We start from the raw sequence: 17,492 nt of genomic DNA, 5'->3' as shown, positions 1-17,492 counted from the left end.
GGTCTCCTCTCTGAGGATCACGCGGGCCAGCGTCGTTGCATAGCCGGGAATCGCGGTGTGTTCTACATCATAAGTGGAGACCGCCCCGGCTCCTGTCGGCCGAGGCGGTCTCCGAGGGCAGCGGCCGGGTCAGTCCCCGCCGCGCCTCAGGCGCCGCCGCGCTGCGGCCCGCCCCTGCCGCCGTCGTGCGCCGAGCCGATCGACGATCCGGCTCGAGCCCTTGGCGAGGAACGTGACGACCGCCTCCAGCGGCCCGCGCCCGAGCGCGTTCATCCACGCCGAGGCGAAGACGAGCGCCCCGAGCACCTGCAGCCAATAGCAGAGCTGCGGCGCGCTGGCCCACGGGATGACCGTCATGAGGAGGAGGTGGGACGTGTAGAGCGTCAGCGTCATCGACCCCATGAAGGCGAGCAGGCGGAAGACGGCCGGGAACCGGTCCGCCACCGCCAGGAAGAGCCCGACGGCGGCCACGGCGAGGCCGAGGCTGAAGGCGAGCGCGAACGGCGTGTTCGTGTGCGGACCGTCGATGACGAGCCACGCGGGCGTCGTCGTCGGAAGGTGCACGTTCGGGCCGAAGACGATGACGTCGTCGATCTCGGACTCCGACATGCCCGGCGTCGCTCCGGCGATCGCGTCATAGCCGCCGAACCGGAGGAGCCAGGACATCGAGGCCGCGTGGGCGAGGAGCGCCACGACGGCTCCGCTCACGAACAGCCACGCGCCCGCTCCCCGGGCCCGGAGGTCGAGGCGGCCGATCGCGAGGCCGACGAGCACGAACGCCATCCACGAGGCGGCCGGGTAGACCCCGGTGAGCAGGAGGTGGAGCAGGCACCCGGCGGGATCGCGGGCGAGGTCCGCGAACGTCGGGTTGTCCGGCATCCGCGCCGCGAAGGGCACAGCCGCCTGCATCGCGAAGGGCATCCCGGCCATGACCGCGGCCGCCGCCCCGAGAAGGACGGGGACCCGCGCCCGGAGGAACGGGACCGCCATGAGGAACATCGCGCCGTAGTAGATGAGGATGCTCTCGTGCTGCAGGGGCGCCAGGCTGATCGTCAGTCCGATGAGGAAGATGACGAGCGCCCGCACGAGGACGGCCGTCCGCGCCGAGGCCGCCCGCTCGCGGGAGAGCCCCCGGCTGCCGCCCGTGGAGAAGGCGAGGGAGACGCCGGCGAGCAGCGCGAAGAGCGCCGCCGCGTGGCCCGCGAACAGGGTCCACTCGAGGCTCGCGCTCTGGCGGTCCGGCGTGAGGGCCGGCAGGGTGTGGACCGCGACCATGCCCAGGAAGGCGAGGCCGCGGGCGGCGTCGATCGCGAGAATGCGCCCTTTCCTCGGCGCGGTCTGCTCCCCCTCGCTCGCGGGGGCCTCGTCCACCGCGGCCTCGCGGTCCTCGGGGAGGGGGCCGTCCACGGGCTGGGGAGTGAGGGCCGAGCCGAGGGAGGCGGCTCTCCGAGACGCCGACCGCAGCCCGGGTTTGGGGCGGCCGTGGGCGAGGTGCTCGAGCGTCGCCTCGGGCCCGAGCCGCAGGAGCCGGTCCGAGGGGCTCTCCACGGCGGAGCTCCCTCCGGCGCCGGTGCCGCCGCCCGGAGGCGGGAATTCGCTGTACGTGGTCACAGTGGTCTCCGTTCGTCGTGGTTCGGGTCAGGCACGGGCGGCCGAGGACGGCTCGGCGATGTGCTGGACGGGGTTGCCGCCCCAGTGCGAGTCGCTGGGCAGCCGCTCGTGGAGCATGACGAGCGAGCCCGGGCCCACCGTCGTGCGCTCGCCGATGGTCGCGCCCGGCAGGATGAAGCTGCCGGGGCCGAGGGTGGCGCCCTCCTCGAGCCGGACCTCGGACATCTGCATGACCCGGTCGTGGAAGAGATGGGTCTGCAGCACGGTGCCGCGGTTGACGGTCGAGTTCTTCTCGAGGACCACGAGGTCGAACTCCGGCAGCCACCAGGTCTCGCACCACACGCCGCGGCCGATCCTCGCCCCCATGAGCCGCGCCCAGACGTTGAAGAGGGGCGAGCCGATGGAGAACCGGATGATCCCCGGCACCGCGAGGGACTCGACGAACACGTCCATGAGCTCGTTGCGCCAGATGAAGGAGCTGAACAGCGCCTGCTCCCCCGCCTGGAACCGGCCCACCAGGGCCCACTTCACACCGATGGGCAGCAGCGCCGAGAACACGCCCGCGGCGAGGACCACGAGCGGGGACCAGGCCAGGACGGTGAAGAACGCCGCGCTCTCCCCGATGCTCCAGAGGTGGTCCATGTAGATGCGGTTGAAGACCGCGACGATGGCCAGGTCCACCCAGGCGGTGACCATCATGGGGAAGACGCGCAGCGCCTCGACGAGCGAGCGCATGACGAGCCGCGAGCGCTTCGGCGAGTACGTCGTCGCGTCGTCGGACTCGGTGACGCTCCGGGCGATCTTGGCCGGGACGCGCCCCAGCCAGGAGGAGCCCACCGTGGCGTCCGCCTTGGAGCAGGAGAGCACCGCGATGAGCGAGCTCGCCGGCGACTGGTGGTCGGCACTGATGATCGCGGAGTTGCCGACGAAGGCGCGGGGGCCGACGACGGCCTCGCCCACGTGCAGCCAACCGCGGCCTCGGCGGGGATTGCCGATCATGGTGTGGTCGGCCGCGAAGCACCCGGACGCGAAGGTCGTCAGGTGGGGGATGACCTCGACCGTGGAGATCTCGACGTGCTGCCCCACCCGGGCCCCGAGCAGCCGCATGAAGAGCGGCGTGAAGCTGGAGGCGTACACCGGGTAGGCGGAGACCCTCGTCCGGTCGAGGAGCGTCTCCGTGAACCAGACCGCCCACATCTGGATCCCGTAGAGGGAGAAGTAGCCGGGGCGGATGAGCGTCGCGGCCAGCCGGACGGAGAGGACCACGAGGCCCAGCCAGACCGCCGACGTGAGGATGACGAAGACCGGCACCCACGAGGCGACCACCGGGACGACGTCCTCGAAGCGCTCCGTCCCCTGCACCCGGCCGAACACGAGGAGCCCGGCCGGGATCATGGCGACGAAGAGCATGACGCCCATCCAGACCTGTGCGGCCGTGTAGGCCAGGCGGACGCCGAAGCTGAAGTCCGCCTCCGGGCGCTCCTCCGGCCAGGTGAGGCCGGAGGGGCCGATCGGGGCGGCCGGCGCGCCGCAGACGAGCGTGTCGTCGGGCACGTCTCCGGCCACGTGGGAGCCCGCGCTCACCTCGCAGCGGTCTCCGAGGACCACGCCCCCGTCCACGACGGAGCGGGCGCCGATGCGGACGTCGTCGCCCACGGTGATGCCGCGGACGATGAGGCGGTCGCCGTCGATCCAGTGGCCCGCGACGTCGGCCTCGCGCTCGAGGACCGAGCGCTCGCCGATGCGGAGGAGGCCGGTGACGGGCGGCAGCGTGGTCAGCTGGGCCCCGCGTCCCACCCGGTTGCCGAGCATCCGGAAGAGGAGCGTCATGGCCGGCGCCCCCTGGATGCCCTCGAACTTGTTGAACTCGAGGATCCGCTCGGACATCCAGAGGCGGATGTGGGCCCACGAGCCGCGGCGGTACTCGCCCGGTGCGAACCCGGCCATGAGGGCGCGGATCGCGAGCGAGGAGAAGACCATGCGTCCGGGCAGGGAGAACAGGCAGAGCCACGCCGCGACGAGGGGCAGGAGCGGAGGCGTGGGAACCCAGGTCGCCTTGAGGAAAGCGGCGAGGAACCAGACCACGATCGTCGCGCCGTAGGCGTACCTGGCCCCGGAGACCACGTAGAGCGCCAGGACGAACGCGGCCTGGACCGGCCCGTTCCACGCGGGCCGGGGGCGAACGGCCGGGCGCGCCTCCCGCTCGGTGGTCAGCGTGCGCAGGTAGTCGCGCATCCCTCGCAGGGTCGGGGCTTTGTAGAGCTCGCCGATCTCGGCGTCCGGGTGGTCCTGGCGGAGCACGGAGACGAGCTTCGCGAGCGCGATCGACGATCCGCCGACCTCGAAGAAGTCCGTGTCCTCCTCGAGGGGCACGGGGCCCAGCTGCTCCGTCCAGCGGCGGGCGAGGCGCGTCAGCTCCTCGTCCCCGAAGTCCCTCTCCTCGCCCGTGTCCACGGGCCACGGAAGGGCTTTCCGGTCCACTTTCCCGGACGTCTTCATGGGCAGCTCGGGCATGACGACGACGCTCGGCACGAGCGTGCCGGGGAGGTTCGCCGCGACGGCCTCGCGGACGCGGGCGCGCTCCAGCGTCCCCGGCTCCGACTCGGTGACGTAGCAGACGAGGATCTGGTTCCCGCCCTCCGTCGAGTGCACGGCGCTCGCGCCGGCCCTGACGCCGGGGACCCGGGTGAGGTCCTCGTCGATCCCGCTCAGCTCGATCCGCTGGCCGGAGATCTTGACCTGGTCGTCAGCGCGGCCGACGAAGACGACGCCCTCACGGTCCGCCCGCACCAGGTCGCCGGTCCGGTAGGCCCGGTCCCAGCCCAGGGAGGGCATCGGCGCGTACTTCTCCGCGTCCTTCTCCGGATCGAGGTACCGGCCGAGGCCGACTCCCCCGATGATGAGCTCGCCCTCCTCGCCCCAGAGGACGGGGTTCTCGTCCTCGTCGACGACGGCGAGCTCCCACCCGTTGAGCGGCAGCCCGATGCGGACGGGCGGCTCGCCCGTGAGGACGGCGCCGGTGGCGATGACCGTGGCCTCGGTGGGCCCGTACGTGTTCCAGACCTCGCGCCCGGGCACGGAGAGCCGCCGCGCGAGCGAGTTGGGGCAGGCCTCCCCGCCGAAGATGAGCAGCCGGATGTTCACGAGCGCGTCCTCCGGCCAGAGGGAGGCCAGGGTGGGCACGGTCGAGATGGCCGTGACCCCGGAGGAGCGGATCCAGTCCCCCAGGTCCACGGCGGACCTCACCACGGAGCGCGGGGCGGGGACGAGGGCCGCGCCCGAGCGCCAGGCGAGCCACATCTCCTCGCAGGAGGCGTCGAACGCCACCGAGAGGCCGGCCATGACGCGGTCCCCCGGCTCGAGGGGAGCGGCCGCGAGGTAGAGCACCCTCTCCGCGTCCACGAGGGCGGCGGCCGAGCGGTGCGAGATCGCCACTCCCTTGGGCTTTCCGGTCGAGCCGGACGTGAAGATCACCCAGGCGGTGTCCTCGAGTCCGGGGACCGCGGAGTCCGGCACGGCGGGCCGGGCCGGACCGCGCAGCTCGAGCCCGAGGCCCTCCCCGTACACGGCGGCGACGTCCGCCTCCTCCCACACGGTGGCCGCCCGCTCGTCGGGGTCGTCCCAGTCCACCGGCACGTAGGCGGCGCCGGAGACGATGGTGCCGAGGATCGCCGTGTAGAGGTCCGCCGACCCCGAGGGCACGCGGATGCCCACGCAACAGCCGGGGCCGATCCCGTGGGAGCGGAGGATGCAGGCCTGCTCCTCCACCCGCTCCGCGAACTCGGCGTAGGTCAGGACGGTCGAGCCGTCGTCGACCGCCGGCGCCTGCGGGTGGGCCGCAACCGTGGCGCGGAAGATGTCGACGAGGGTCCGGGGAGCCGGAGCCTCGGCGACCGGATAGAGGGCGAGGTCTTTCAGCGTCACGCCGTCCGCCCAGGGCGGCGCCTCGAAGGCGACCGACGAGGCCGAGCGGTCAGCGGATGGCGGGGTCGTGCGGCCAGAGGGAGGCGGGGTCGAGCGGTCAGCGAGAGGCGGCGGAGCAGCCGCTCCGCGCCCTTCGGATTTCAGCGGGTCATCGCCGGGAAACACTGCGTGCGCACCCATGGATCAACTCCAGAAAAAGACGCGTCGAATCGCCGGGAGAGCCCCCGGTCAGGCATTCGACTGGTGAATTGAATACATCACGCACAGGGATTCGGTAAACCAACGGAATCACTGAGCTGAATCACCATATACGCGCCGAGACGGCAGCCTCCGGGTCAATTCACAAAGCGTCGGATCCCTGGCTTGACAGGGATCTGGGCATGGTGTTGATGGTTCAAAAACTAATCATTATAACTATTTGTCCTACGTCCCCTTTTGAATGACGCGAACCCTATTGAGAACTCTCGCTCGAAAAAGAAAACACAATGACACAAACACTCGCCCGTTCTTTTCCAGGCGGAAATTGTCCGATTAGTTAGATATGTTTTCTAAATCTGAAAATCCAAACGCTGTGAGCAGACCGGTCTGCTGTGAAGCACCTCTTGCACGGCCGCGAGTGCGGCGCGTTTGGCAGACGCCCTGTGACAAAAACGCCTCGCGCCTGAACCCCGCCCGCCCACTCGGCACCCGTTTGTCACATTCAGGCCGTGAAACCGCGCGATACCGCCCCCGCGTACAACAGACAGGAGGCTTCGGGACGGCGCATCCAGCGAACACAGCGAAAACTCACAAGAGATCGGGGTGGCCAGCGCACTGAATGTGAGAGGAACATCACAGAGAGAAGGTGTCGCGGACCCTCCGCGGCGCCGCCCGAGACCAGAGGAGATCCCCATGCCCGTGTCCGTCACGCTCGACAAGAAGCTCGACAAGGCCTACGAGAACTCGTCCCTCACCGAGATCCTGAACGCCCCGCCCTCGGCTCTCTCAGGCCTCACGGAGAGGCACGACGAGGCCCTCGCGCAGGTCGGCATCAAGACCGTGCGGGACCTCGGCTCGAACAAGCACGTCGCCGTCGCCCGCGCACTCGTCCAGCTCGCCGAGGCGGAAGGCTGACCCCTCCCCGCTCGCGCAGCGATTCACGTCGCCGGCGCAGCCGCCCGGGCTGTTAACGCCGGCGACGTGAATCGGGCGTATTGTCGTGCCTCGTGAAGATCAAGTCGTCCGTGTTCGGGCCTCCCCGAATCCAGTCGAAGCGAACTCGTCGCGAACGCCTCCGCCGGTGGCTTTTCCAAGACACCACCTATGATTCGGACCACGGGGGCGCGTATTCGCACACCGAGGAGACCGAGAAGACCTATTCCTGGTGGAAGGTCATGTGCCTCACCGGCCTCGACTACTTCTCCACCCTCGGCTACCAGCCCGCCATCGCGGCCTCGGCCGCCGGCCTCCTCGCGCCGATCGCCACGATCGTCCTCGTCCTCGTGACCCTCTTCGGCGCCCTGCCCGTCTACCGGCGCGTGGCCCTCGAGTCTCCCCACGGCCAGGGCTCCATCGCCATGCTGGAGCGCCTGTTCAGCAAGTGGAACGCCAAGCTGCTCGTCCTGGCGCTCATCGGCTTCGCGGCCACCGACTTCATGATCACGATGACGCTCTCGGCCGCGGACGCCACCGCGCACATCGTCGAGAACCCGTTCATGCCGCACTGGCTGGGCGATTTCCGCGTGGTCATCACCCTCCTGCTCCTCACGGGGCTCTGCATCGTCTTCCTCCGCGGTTTCTCCGAGGCCATCGGCATGGCCGTGGTCCTCGTCGGGCTCTTCCTCGTCCTCAACCTCGTGGTCATCGTGACCGCCGCCCTCCACGTGGGCGACCACCCCGTGGTCATCCACGACTGGTGGGGAGCGCTCACAGCCAGACAGTCCAACCCGCTGCTCCTCATCGGCCTCGCGGTCCTCGCGTTCCCGAAGCTCGCGCTCGGCCTCTCCGGTTTCGAGACGGGCGTGGCCGTCATCCCGCAGATCAAGGGCCACATCGCAGACGACCCTGACCGCCCCATGGGCCGCATCAAGGGCGCCCACCGCCTGCTCACGACGGCCGCGATCATCATGTCGACGTGCCTCATCGCCTCGAGCTTCCTCACCATCTGGCTCATCCCGCTCGAGAAGTTCCAGCCGGGCGGACCCGCCAACGGCCGCGCGCTCGCCTACCTGGCGCACGAGTACCTCGGCGAGGGATTCGGCACCGTCTACGACTTCTCCACCGTGGCCATCCTCTGGTTCGCCGGCGCCTCCGCCATGGCGGGCCTGCTCAACCTCATCCCGCGCTACCTCCCCCGCTACGGCATGGCGCCGGCCTGGGCCTCGGCCCTCCGCCCGCTCGTGCTCGTGCTCACGGCGGTCGCGTGGATCATCACGCTCATCTTCAACGCCGACGTCGAGGCGCAGGGCGGCGCGTACGCCACGGGCGTCCTCGTCCTCATCACGTCAGCCGCGTTCGCCGTCGCCGTCTCCCTCAAGCAGAAGGGGAAGAAGGGCTGGGCGCGCGCGTTCGGCGTCATCTCCGCCATCTTCACCTTCACGACGATCACCAACGTCATCGAGAAGCCGGACGGCGTGAAGATCGCCTCGTTCTTCATCGCCGGCATCATCGGCATCAGCATCATCTCGCGCGCCCGCCGCTCCTTCGAGCTGCGCGCGACGACGGTGCACCTCGACGACTCCGCCTACGCGATGATCAAGGACGCCGAGAGCATCCACATCATCGCCCGGGAGCCGAAGGAGGACGCCGACGCCGAGACGCGCTACTCCCAGAAGACGGAGCACGCGCACTTCGCCAACCACCTGCCGGAGCACATCCACCCGTTCTTCATCGAGGTGTTCGTGGAGGACTCCTCGGACTTCGAGAACCACCTCGAGGTCCACGGGTTCCGGCGAGGCCAGCACCGCGTCCTCCAGGTGCACTCCTCCAACGTCCCCAACACCATCGCGGCCGTGCTCATCCACATCCGCAACAAGACGGGGAAGATGCCGCACGTCTACTTCCGCTGGACGGAGGGCAACCCGCTCACGAACCTCCTCAAGTACCTGCTCTTCGGCCAGGGCGAGGTGGCGCCGGTGACCCGCGAGGTCCTGCGCGAGGCGGAGAAGGATCCGCGCAAGCGCCCCTGGGTCCACGTCGGCTGACGCGGCCCCTCCCCTCCCCGGGCCCCCTCCGGGCGCCTCTCACGATTTGTGGCGCGTTTCGTGCGATTTCGGCCTTGAAATCGCACGAAACGCGCCACAACCGCATGGAGACGGGCGGGGATGGCGACGACGGCGGGCGACGCCGCTCAGCCGGCCTGCCGCTCGATGCCGCTCAGCATGAGGTCGACTCCGGCGAGGAACTGGGAGCGGTCGTCGTGGTTCTCGAACTCCCCCATGATCGAGTGGATGAAGGGGAACCGCTCGGGATCCGTTCCCTGCCTCCACTCGTCGATCTGCTCCTGCATGGCCTCTTCGCGGGCCGCACCCTCCGGCTCCGGGCGCACCGTGATCTCCGCACCCATGGCGGTGGCGAAGTTGACGAGCATGATCGAGGCGTTGAACTGCTGCTGCCGCGTGAGGTCCATGCGCGCGAGCTCCCGGCCCACGAGCTCCCAGGTGAGCAGGGAGTTGTCGAGCCGCGGCGAGGACTCCATGAGCTGGAGGGCGAGCCAGCGGTGCTCCATCATCTGGTCGAAGAGAGCCAGCATGAAGGTCCGCAGATTCTCAAGCGGCTCGCTCTCGGGGGTGCGCTGGCGCCCATAGACCTCGATGGCTTCGCCGAGCACGGCGTCCGTGGCGAGATCGAGCAGCTCGCCCTTGCCGGAGGCGTACCAGTAGAGGCTCGCCACGCCGCTGCCGAGCTCGGCCGCGAGCCCTCGGAGCGTCAGCCGCTCCACGCCCTCCGCGTCCAAGGCGCTGACCGCCGCCTCCACGACGGCCTCAAGGGACAGCGCGGCCCGAGGGCGCCGTCCGGGTCCGCGGCCAGACGCGCCGCGAGCGCCGCCTCCTCGGCTGAAGCCGCCCTGCCTGCCGGCTCCGGGGCCCGCGGCTCCCCGGCCCGGGCCTCCACGGCGGGGCCCTGCCCCAGGGTCGCCTCCTCGGCGGGATTCTGAGGGATCGGGGCGGGTGCCGGGATGCTCGGTCATGCCTCCACCGTAGCCGGAGTTGCACAAGGATCAAACATTGTTCTATTCTCGAATCATGTTCGATCTCGAACAGCGTTCCATCATCGAAGCGCGTTCGATTCTCTCCCCGTTCCCCATCCCCGAAAGGAGATGCCATGTCCAGCAGCATGACCTCCGCCGCTCCGACAGATGCCGCCGAGCATCGCACCCCGGAGCACACTTCCCCGGTCCAGACCGCCTCAGAGCACAGCGGCTCCCGGAACAGCACCGCAACGAACCCCAGCGCCGGGCACTCCCCGAAGCCCCAGTCCCTCCGCGCCGCCTGGCCGGCTCTCCTCGCCCTCTGCCTCACGATGCTCGTCGAGATGATGGACAACTCCGTCCTCAACGTCGCGCTCCCCACCATCGGCCGGGACCTCGGGGCGAGTCCCACCGACCTCCAGTGGATCGTCGGCGCCTACTCCCTCACCTTCGGCGGCCTGCTCATGGTCGGCGGCACGCTCGGAGACAAGATCGGGCGCCGCCGCACGCTCCTCATCGGCCTGGGCCTCTTCGGCGCCGCAGGGCTCGGGGTCCTGCTGGCGCACTCCCCCGCCCAGCTCATCGCGGTCCGGGCGGCGCTCGGCGCGTTCGCGGCTCTCATCGCGCCGCTCACCATGTCCCTCATCTTCCGCCTGTTCGACGACGACGGGCTGCGCCACCGGGCCATCGGCCTCATCGTCACCGTGTCCATGATCGGCTTCGCCCTCGGCCCCACGCTGTCCGGCCTCGCCGTCGAGCACATGCCGTGGCAGTGGCTCGTCGTCCTCAACGCCCCGATGGCCCTCATCGCCTGGGTCGGCGTGCGCTGGGGCATCCAGCCGGACCGGCCGGAGGACCGCCGCACCGGCGGCACGGACATTCCGGGCGCGCTTCTCTCTGTGGCCGCGCTGGGCCTCATCCTCTACTCGTTCACCCTCGGCACGGAGCAGGGCTGGACGTCCACGGGGACCCTCCTCACGGCGGCTGCCGGACTCCTCGCCCTGGGCGGATTCGTCTGGCGGGAGAAGACCACCGCGGACCCGATGCTCGACCTCTCCCTGCTCACCCTGCCGACGGTCCGCGGCTCGGCGCTGCTGCAGACGGCGGTCACCGTGGCCATGGCCGGCGCCATGTTCGCCTCGACCCAGCTCTTCCAGTTCGCCTGGGGCTGGGAGCCCTGGCGGGCGGGTCTCGCCAACCTGCCGTTCGTCGTCGGCATGCTCGGCGCCTCGCCCCTGGTGGACGCGCTCGTGGCCCGGTGGGGACACCGCCGCACCGCAGCTGTCGGCAGCGCGCTCGTCGTCGTCAGCCTGGTTCTGTGGGTGGCCGGCGTCGGCACCGGATACCTGCTCTGCGCCGTGGCGATGCTCGTCATGACCGTGGGCATGCGCATCATCATGACCACGGGGGCGGTGGCGCTCATCAACGCCCTGCCCGAGGACCACACGTCGATCGGCTCCGCGATGAACGACACCGCCCAGGAGCTCGGCACCGCGTTCGGAGTCGCCCTCATCGGCACCGTCACGGCGGCCGTCGTCGGCTCGCACCTCCCGCAGGGGGCGTGGAGTGCTGCGCTCTCGGCGCAGTTCGTCCACGCGCAGCAGATCTCGTTCTGGGTGCTCGCGGGGATCGTCGTGGTCATGGCGGCGATCGGGGTCCGGACGCTCACGGACTCGACCTCCACGGACGAGCACGAGGGCTAAGGGGGTCGCCCACACCCACCCACCCACACCCACCCACACCCACACGGTTTGTGGCGCGTTTCGTGCGATTTCAAGGCCGAAATCGCACGAAACGCGCCACAAACGCGTGAAGGGGGCGCCGGGTGAACGGTGAAGGGGTGCCGGGCGGACGATGGAGGGGCGCGGACCCGGCACAGCACAGATTTAGAGCCGGGCAATAGCCAAGGCGGCTGCACGCCGGAAGAATGGGGGCACGTGAGTCCAGCACCTGAGACCCCGCCCTCCGAGCAGTCCCCCTCCGAGCCCAGCCGCCGCGAGATCCGCCGCTGGCGCCGCTACCTCGCCGACGAGATCGCCGAGGGCGCCCTCTACCGGCAGCTCGCCAAGAAGAAGTCCGGGGATGAGAAGGCCATCCTCGACGGCCTCGCCGACGCCGAGGACCGCCACGCCCAGCACTGGCGCACCCTCCTCGGCCCCCATGCGAAGCCCGTGCGGCCCAGCCTGCGCCGCTCCCTCATGCGCTTCATGGCGGCGGTGTTCGGCTCGGTGTTCGTCCTGGCCCTCGCCCAGCGCGCCGAGAGCGATTCGCCGTACGCCCGGGACACGTCCGCCACCCCTCAGATGGCGGCGGACGAGATGATCCACGAAGAGGTGGTCCGCGGCCTCGCCACGCGGGGACGCGAGAAGCTCTCCGGCAACTTCCGCGCCGCCGTGTTCGGGATGAACGACGGCCTCGTGTCCAACCTCGCCCTCGTCCTCGGCGTGGGCGCCACGGGGGCCGCGTCCGGGATGGTCCTCTTCACGGGCTTCGCGGGCCTGCTCGCGGGCGCGCTCTCCATGGCCGCCGGCGAGTTCATCTCGGTCCGCAGCCAAACCGAGCTGCTCGGCGCCTCCAAGCCCACGCAGGCCACGCTCGCGGCCGCGCCGAACCTGGACTTCGACGCGAACGAGCTCGAGCTCGTCTACCGGGCCCGCGGCATGGACGAGGAGACGGCCAAGCACCGCGCGCTCGAGCGGCTCGGCTACCTGGACTGCGACTGCGACCGCAGCCTCTCCTACCGCCCCGAGGAGGATCCGGAGAAGGAGGAGCGGGAGATGCGCAACTCAGCATGGGGCGCGGCGATCTCCAGCTTCCTCTGCTTCGCCACGGGCGCGCTCATCCCGATCCTGCCTTATCTCTTCGGCGTGGCCGGGCTGCCCGCGATCCTCATCGCCGCGGGCCTCGTGGCGGTGACGCTCTTCTTCACGGGCGGCCTCACGGGCATCCTCTCCGGCACCGCGCCGCTGCTGCCGAGCCTGCGCCAGATGGGCGTGGGCCTGGGCGCGGCGGGCATCACCTACGCCATCGGCTCGCTCTTCGGCACGGGCGCGGCCTAGCCTCTCCCGCACGGGCCCCTCGCGGATCCTCCCGACGGCGGACGCGGCTCAGCACCCGCCGCCCGGCGCCGCGCCGCGCCCCGGCTCAGACGGCCTCAGCGCCCCCGCGCCTCCCGCAGCACCGCCGCCGCGTCCTCCACGGTGTCCACGAGGAAGACGGCGTGCTCCATCTCCCTCTCCCGCGCGAGCGCGGAGAGCAGCGGCCACACCGGCAGCGTCCGCGTCCAGTGCTCGCGGCCGACGAGCACCATGGGGTTCACCGCCTTGGCGTCGGCCGCGTAGTAGTTCTCGCACGCGTCCTGGAACACCTCCTGGACCGTGCCGCCCGCGCCGGGCAGGAAGACGATCCCGCCCTGGCAGAGCTCCAGCAGGACGGACTCCCGCTGGGAGTTGGCGAAGTACTTGGCGATCTCCCCCGCGAACGCGTTGGGAGGCTCGTGCCCGTAGAACCACGTGGGAATGCCGAGGCTGCGGCCGCCGTCGTCGGGCAGGACGGCACCGGAGGGGAGAACGGAGCCGAGCCCCTCGCCGCGCCGCACGCGCAGGGCCGCCTCGGCCCACGCGCCCACGCTCGGGCGGAAGCCGGGCACGGCCGCCACGAGCCGGAGGGCCTCCTCGAGGACGGGCTCCTCGAACGGACTGAGGAAGGCGCCGAGGTTGGCGGCCTCCATCGCGCCGGGCCCGCCGCCGGTGGCCACGCCGTAGCCGTCCCGGGCGAGCAGCCGGCCCAGCTTCGCGGCCTCCGCGTACTCGCGCGAGCCGCGCTCGGCCGCATGGCCGCCCATGACCCCTGCGTACCCCCACGCCGCGTCCGCCTCGGCGCGGAGCTCCGCGAGCGCCGTGCCCATGCCGTGGTCGTGGATGGCCATCGCGAGCGTGGCGCCCGCGGTGTCCGCCTCTCCCGCGCGGGTGTTCTCGCGGTACCACTGGTAGATCCTCGCGTCCGGGGTCTGCTCGTAGGATCCGGCGCCGGCCAGCCCGCGGTACAGCTCCTCGGGGGCGTAGGCGCTCGCGCGGTACGGCTCGAACGGCACCCCCGCGAGCGCCGGGAAGACGAGCGCGCCGCGCTCCCGGGCCTCGTCCGCGAAGCCCTCCGGCAGGGCGGTCCCGAGGAACAGGGCGCCGCGCACGTCCAGCCTCTCCAGCTCCTCGCGGCGGGCGGTGAGGTCGATCTGGCCCACGTGCCAGCCGCGGGCGGACGGGCAGTCCCGGGCGAGGAGGTCGAAGTGCTCGAGCGTGTCCACCTCGAGGACGCGGCGGCTCTCGTGCTGGGGGCGGCTCTGGGGATGAGGGGCGGCCATTCCCTCAGCGTACGCGCCCGGATTCACAGGCGCGTTCACCCCCGTGTTGCCTCTAGGTCGCCTGACTTACTCCCGGATTCGTGGGACGATGGACGAATGACTGCTCGGATGCCGCTCGTCGACGCCAGGGAGATCCTTCGAGTCCTGGGCGGGGTCGCGTTCACCCGAGGGCGGGGGCTCGCCGGCGAGGAGAACGTGGCGGCTCTCGAGTTCGAGCCCGAGTCGGGCGTCCTGCGCGGCGAGGTGAACGACGACGACGGCGCGCACGCCCTCACTGTCACGCTCTCGCGGACCTCCGGCAAGGGCGCGGGCGACTGGGCCATCGAGGACTTCGGCGCGGACGACTCCGCCGAGGCCAAGGTCCGCGCGGCGGCCATGCTCATCCGCTCCAACGCCCTGCACAAGGAGCAGGAGGACCAGGAGGAGCCCACCCACTCGTCCGCGTTCTCGCAGCTCGCCCCGAGCTGGCGGACGGACCTGACGCAGCTCGTCACGGGCGGCCGCGGCGCCGAGCCGAAGACCGAGCCGAACGTGGCCCTGGGCCTGCAGTTCGAGGTGCATGACGCGAACGTCTCGAGCACCCGCCGCCTCGCCTCCAACCCGAGCCAGCGCAGCGTCAACTCGCGCCCGCGCCTCGGCATCCGCCCCGTGCTCATCAAGGAGAACGGCCGCGTCTCCCGCGGCAACCTCCGCTGGAACTCCATCAGCTTCAAGACGTACGGCTACCAGTTCGACCCGCAGCAGCACCGCTGGTTCGCCCAGATCGTCCCGCTGTACCGGGCCAACGGCCAGCTGTACTTCGGCGAGGACAACGAGTGGATCTACCTGGACCACTTCTCCTCGCCTCTGCTCTGGCCGCTCCTCGAGGAGGCCGGCCGCATCGGCATCTCCTTCGTGGGCACCCGCAAGAACACGAGCGTGACGCTCGCGCCGGAGGCCGCCGTCGAGCTGGACGCGGCGCTCAGCCCGGACCAGCTGACGCTCTCCCCCACCGTGGAGGTGGCCGGACGCCGCTTCCCGGCCTCCAGCGCGGGCGTCATCGGACGGCACGGCGCGTACGCGGTGGACGGCGAGGACATCCTCCTCGGTCCTGCGCAGCGCCCGGTCACAGACGCGGCGGCGCGGGCCGTCACGGACGCCAAGTCCTTCAAGATCCCCGCTGAGGACGTCCGGACGTTCCTCGCCGAGGACTTCCCCCGCCTCGGCCGCGTGGTCCAGGTGGTCTCCTCGGACGACTCGTTCGAGGTCCCGGAGCTCACCCCGCCGCGGCTCGTGGCCAAGGTGGTCTATGCGAAGGACAGGACCGCCCACGTGTCCTTCGTCTTCGCGTACGGCGAGGGCCAGAGCGCGGCCGCCTACCCCGCGGACCAGCCGGCCGAGGGCGAGGACGTGGCCACGCGGGACGTCGTCGCCGAGCAGGACATCGCGCAGAAGGCCCTGCGCGCGTACCCGTTCGGGGACCTCTCCCCCGCGGTCTTCAAGGGCCTCGCGCTCATGGACCTCGTCCGCGTGGCCCTCCCACGGCTCAAGGCGGTCCCGGACGTGAGCGTGGAGGCCGAGGGCGAGGAGCCCCGCTTCCAGGAGCTCACCGAGGACCCGCAGCTCATCATCAACACCGTGGAGTCCACGGACCGGGACTGGTTCAACCTCAGCCTGCTCATCCGGGTGGGCGAGCACTCCATTCCCCTCGCGGACATCCTCCGCGCCCTGACCACGGGCCAGTCCCGCCTGCTGCTCGGGGACAAGTCCTACGTGTCCCTGGACCAGCCGCTCTTCTCCCGCCTCCGGGAGCTCGTCGAGGAGGCCTCGCACCTCACGGAGAAGGACGGCACCATCAAGATCACCAAGTACCAGGTGGACTTCTGGGACGAGCTGCGCCAGATGGCCGCCGAGTCCACGGAGTCCAAGGCGTGGAAGAACGCCGTCGCCGGCCTCCTCACGCTGGACGAGGCCGAGCCGCCCGCCGTCCCCGAGGGGCTCGACGCCACCCTGCGCAAGTACCAGGTGGAGGGCTTCGGCTGGCTGGACTTCATCCGCTCCCACAGCCTCGGCGGCATCCTCGCGGACGACATGGGCCTCGGCAAGACCCTCCAGTCCCTCGCGATGATCGTCGCGGCGCGCGAGTCCCTCGCGCAGGGCGACGACGACGCGGCCGCCCGCGACCCCCGCTCCCGGCAGCCCTTCCTCGTGGTGGCGCCGACCTCCGTGGGGCCCAACTGGCTCCTCGAGGCGCAGAAGTTCGCACCGGGCCTCTCCGTGGTTCATGTCCGCGACACCCAGAAGAAGGCCGGAGTCCCCCTCGCGGAGACGGTCGAGGGCGCGGACATCGTCATCACGTCCTACACGCTCCTGCGCCTCGACGCGGACGCGTACTCGGGCCTCTCCTGGGCCGGCCTGCTCCTCGACGAGGCGCAGTTCGTCAAGAACCGCAAGACCAAGGCCCACCAGGCCGCGGCGGAGCTGGACGCGCCGTTCAAGCTCGCCATCACGGGCACGCCCATGGAGAACAACCTCATGGACCTCTACTCGATCTTCTCGATCGTCTCCCCGGGCCTGTTCTCCTCTGCGGTCCGCTTCACGGACCAGTACGCGCGGCCCATCGAGCAGGGCGAGGCCCCGGAGGTCCTGCGCCGCCTGCGCAAGCGCATCCGGCCGTTCATGCTGCGGCGCACCAAGGACGCCGTCGTCACCGATCTGCCGCCGAAGCAGGAGCAGGTGCTCGGCGTGGACCTCAACCCGAAGCACCGGAAGGTCTACGACACGCACCTGCAGCGCGAGCGGCAGAAGGTGCTCCAGCTTGTCACGGACATGGACAAGAACCGCTTCACCGTGTTCCAGTCCCTCACGCTGCTGCGGCAGATGTCCCTGGACCCGGCGCTCATCTCCGAGGAGTACGAGGAGATCGGCTCCGCCAAGCTGGACGTCCTGCTCGAGCAGCTTGAGGACGTCATCGCCGAGGGCCACAAGGCGCTCGTGTTCAGCCAGTTCACGTCCTTCCTCAAGCGGACCGCGGACCGACTGGAGGCCGAGGGCATCGGCTACGCCTACCTCGACGGCGCCACGCGGGACCGCGGCGCCGCCGTGGACGAGTTCAAGGACGGCACCGCGCCCGTGTTCCTCATCTCCCTCAAGGCGGGCGGGTTCGGCCTCAACCTCACCGAGGCCGACTACTGCTACCTCCTGGACCCCTGGTGGAACCCCGCCGCGGAGGCCCAGGCCGTGGACCGCACGCACCGCATCGGCCAGACGCGCAACGTCATGGTCTACCGGCTCGTCTCCCGCGACACCATCGAGGAGAAGGTCGTGGCTCTCCAGGAGGCCAAGCGCCAGCTCGTCTCCGCCGTCATGAGCGAGGGCGAGGACGCCTTCGGCGCCAAGCTCACCGCGGACGACATCCGGGAGCTCATCTCCTAGCTCCCGTGTGACGAA

At 70.6% G+C, this 17,492-nt stretch carries 9 protein-coding genes; 5 read left to right on the top strand and 4 right to left on the bottom strand.

Features of this window, described 5'->3' with window-relative positions; all coding sequences use genetic code 11:
* Positions 1 to 129: 129 nt before the first annotated feature.
* Positions 130 to 1,611, bottom strand: coding sequence for a heparan-alpha-glucosaminide N-acetyltransferase domain-containing protein (locus H9I38_RS03705; protein WP_226337407.1), 1,482 nt, complete (start codon positions 1,609 to 1,611; stop codon positions 130 to 132).
* Positions 1,612 to 1,638: 27 nt separating this feature from the next.
* Complete coding sequence (locus H9I38_RS03700) at positions 1,639 to 5,535, bottom strand: Pls/PosA family non-ribosomal peptide synthetase (RefSeq protein WP_226337406.1); 3,897 nt, start codon at positions 5,533 to 5,535, stop codon at positions 1,639 to 1,641.
* An 891-nt stretch (positions 5,536 to 6,426) separates the two neighbouring features.
* Here H9I38_RS03700 and H9I38_RS03695 point away from each other — a divergent pair.
* Positions 6,427 to 6,648, top strand: a complete 222-nt coding sequence (locus H9I38_RS03695; protein WP_226337405.1) for a hypothetical protein — start codon at positions 6,427 to 6,429, stop codon at positions 6,646 to 6,648.
* 260 nt (positions 6,649 to 6,908) lie between these two features.
* On the top strand, positions 6,909 to 8,717 hold the full coding sequence (locus H9I38_RS03690; protein WP_226337650.1) for an amino acid transporter: 1,809 nt from the start codon (positions 6,909 to 6,911) through the stop codon (positions 8,715 to 8,717).
* A 146-nt stretch (positions 8,718 to 8,863) separates the two neighbouring features.
* On the opposite strand, the gene H9I38_RS03685 is transcribed toward H9I38_RS03690, so the two are convergent.
* Positions 8,864 to 9,490: a TetR/AcrR family transcriptional regulator gene (locus H9I38_RS03685; RefSeq protein WP_226337404.1), complete on the bottom strand. Its 627-nt coding sequence runs from the start codon at positions 9,488 to 9,490 to the stop codon at positions 8,864 to 8,866.
* A gap of 347 nt (positions 9,491 to 9,837) precedes the next feature.
* On the opposite strand from H9I38_RS03685, the gene H9I38_RS03680 reads away from it, so the two are divergent.
* Together H9I38_RS03680 and H9I38_RS03675 are read left to right on the top strand one after the other, a co-directional pair.
* Complete coding sequence (locus H9I38_RS03680; RefSeq protein ID WP_226337403.1) at positions 9,838 to 11,406, top strand: MFS transporter; 1,569 nt, start codon at positions 9,838 to 9,840, stop codon at positions 11,404 to 11,406.
* A gap of 234 nt (positions 11,407 to 11,640) precedes the next feature.
* Complete coding sequence (locus H9I38_RS03675; RefSeq protein ID WP_226337402.1) at positions 11,641 to 12,762, top strand: VIT1/CCC1 transporter family protein; 1,122 nt, start codon at positions 11,641 to 11,643, stop codon at positions 12,760 to 12,762.
* 95 nt (positions 12,763 to 12,857) lie between these two features.
* Here the strand turns inward: H9I38_RS03675 and H9I38_RS03670 are convergent, their stop codons facing one another.
* Entirely contained in the window at positions 12,858 to 14,063 is a 1,206-nt protein-coding gene (locus H9I38_RS03670; RefSeq protein ID WP_226337401.1) for an LOG family protein, read from the bottom strand.
* A gap of 96 nt (positions 14,064 to 14,159) precedes the next feature.
* Between H9I38_RS03670 and H9I38_RS03665 the strand changes: the two genes are divergently transcribed.
* Positions 14,160 to 17,477, top strand: coding sequence for a DEAD/DEAH box helicase (locus H9I38_RS03665; protein WP_226337400.1), 3,318 nt, complete (start codon positions 14,160 to 14,162; stop codon positions 17,475 to 17,477).
* Positions 17,478 to 17,492: the final 15 nt, after the last annotated feature.

The sequence above is a fragment of the Arthrobacter sp. UM1 genome (genome assembly GCF_020483305.1).
GTDB lineage: Bacteria > Actinomycetota > Actinomycetes > Actinomycetales > Micrococcaceae > Falsarthrobacter.
This window is presented reverse-complemented; position numbering and strand designations above follow the sequence as displayed.

What these genes read in the sequence shown, in the direction of transcription:
- H9I38_RS03695 (WP_226337405.1), top strand. Translation starts at nt 6,427, where the DNA reads ATGCCCGTGTCCGTCACGCTCGACAAGAAGCTCGACAAGGCCTACGAG.
- H9I38_RS03670 (WP_226337401.1), bottom strand. Translation starts at nt 14,063, where the DNA reads ATGGCCGCCCCTCATCCCCAGAGCCGCCCCCAGCACGAGAGCCGCCGC.
- H9I38_RS03665 (WP_226337400.1), top strand. Translation starts at nt 14,160, where the DNA reads ATGACTGCTCGGATGCCGCTCGTCGACGCCAGGGAGATCCTTCGAGTC.
- H9I38_RS03690 (WP_226337650.1), top strand. Translation starts at nt 6,909, where the DNA reads ATGTGCCTCACCGGCCTCGACTACTTCTCCACCCTCGGCTACCAGCCC.
- H9I38_RS03680 (WP_226337403.1), top strand. Translation starts at nt 9,838, where the DNA reads ATGTCCAGCAGCATGACCTCCGCCGCTCCGACAGATGCCGCCGAGCAT.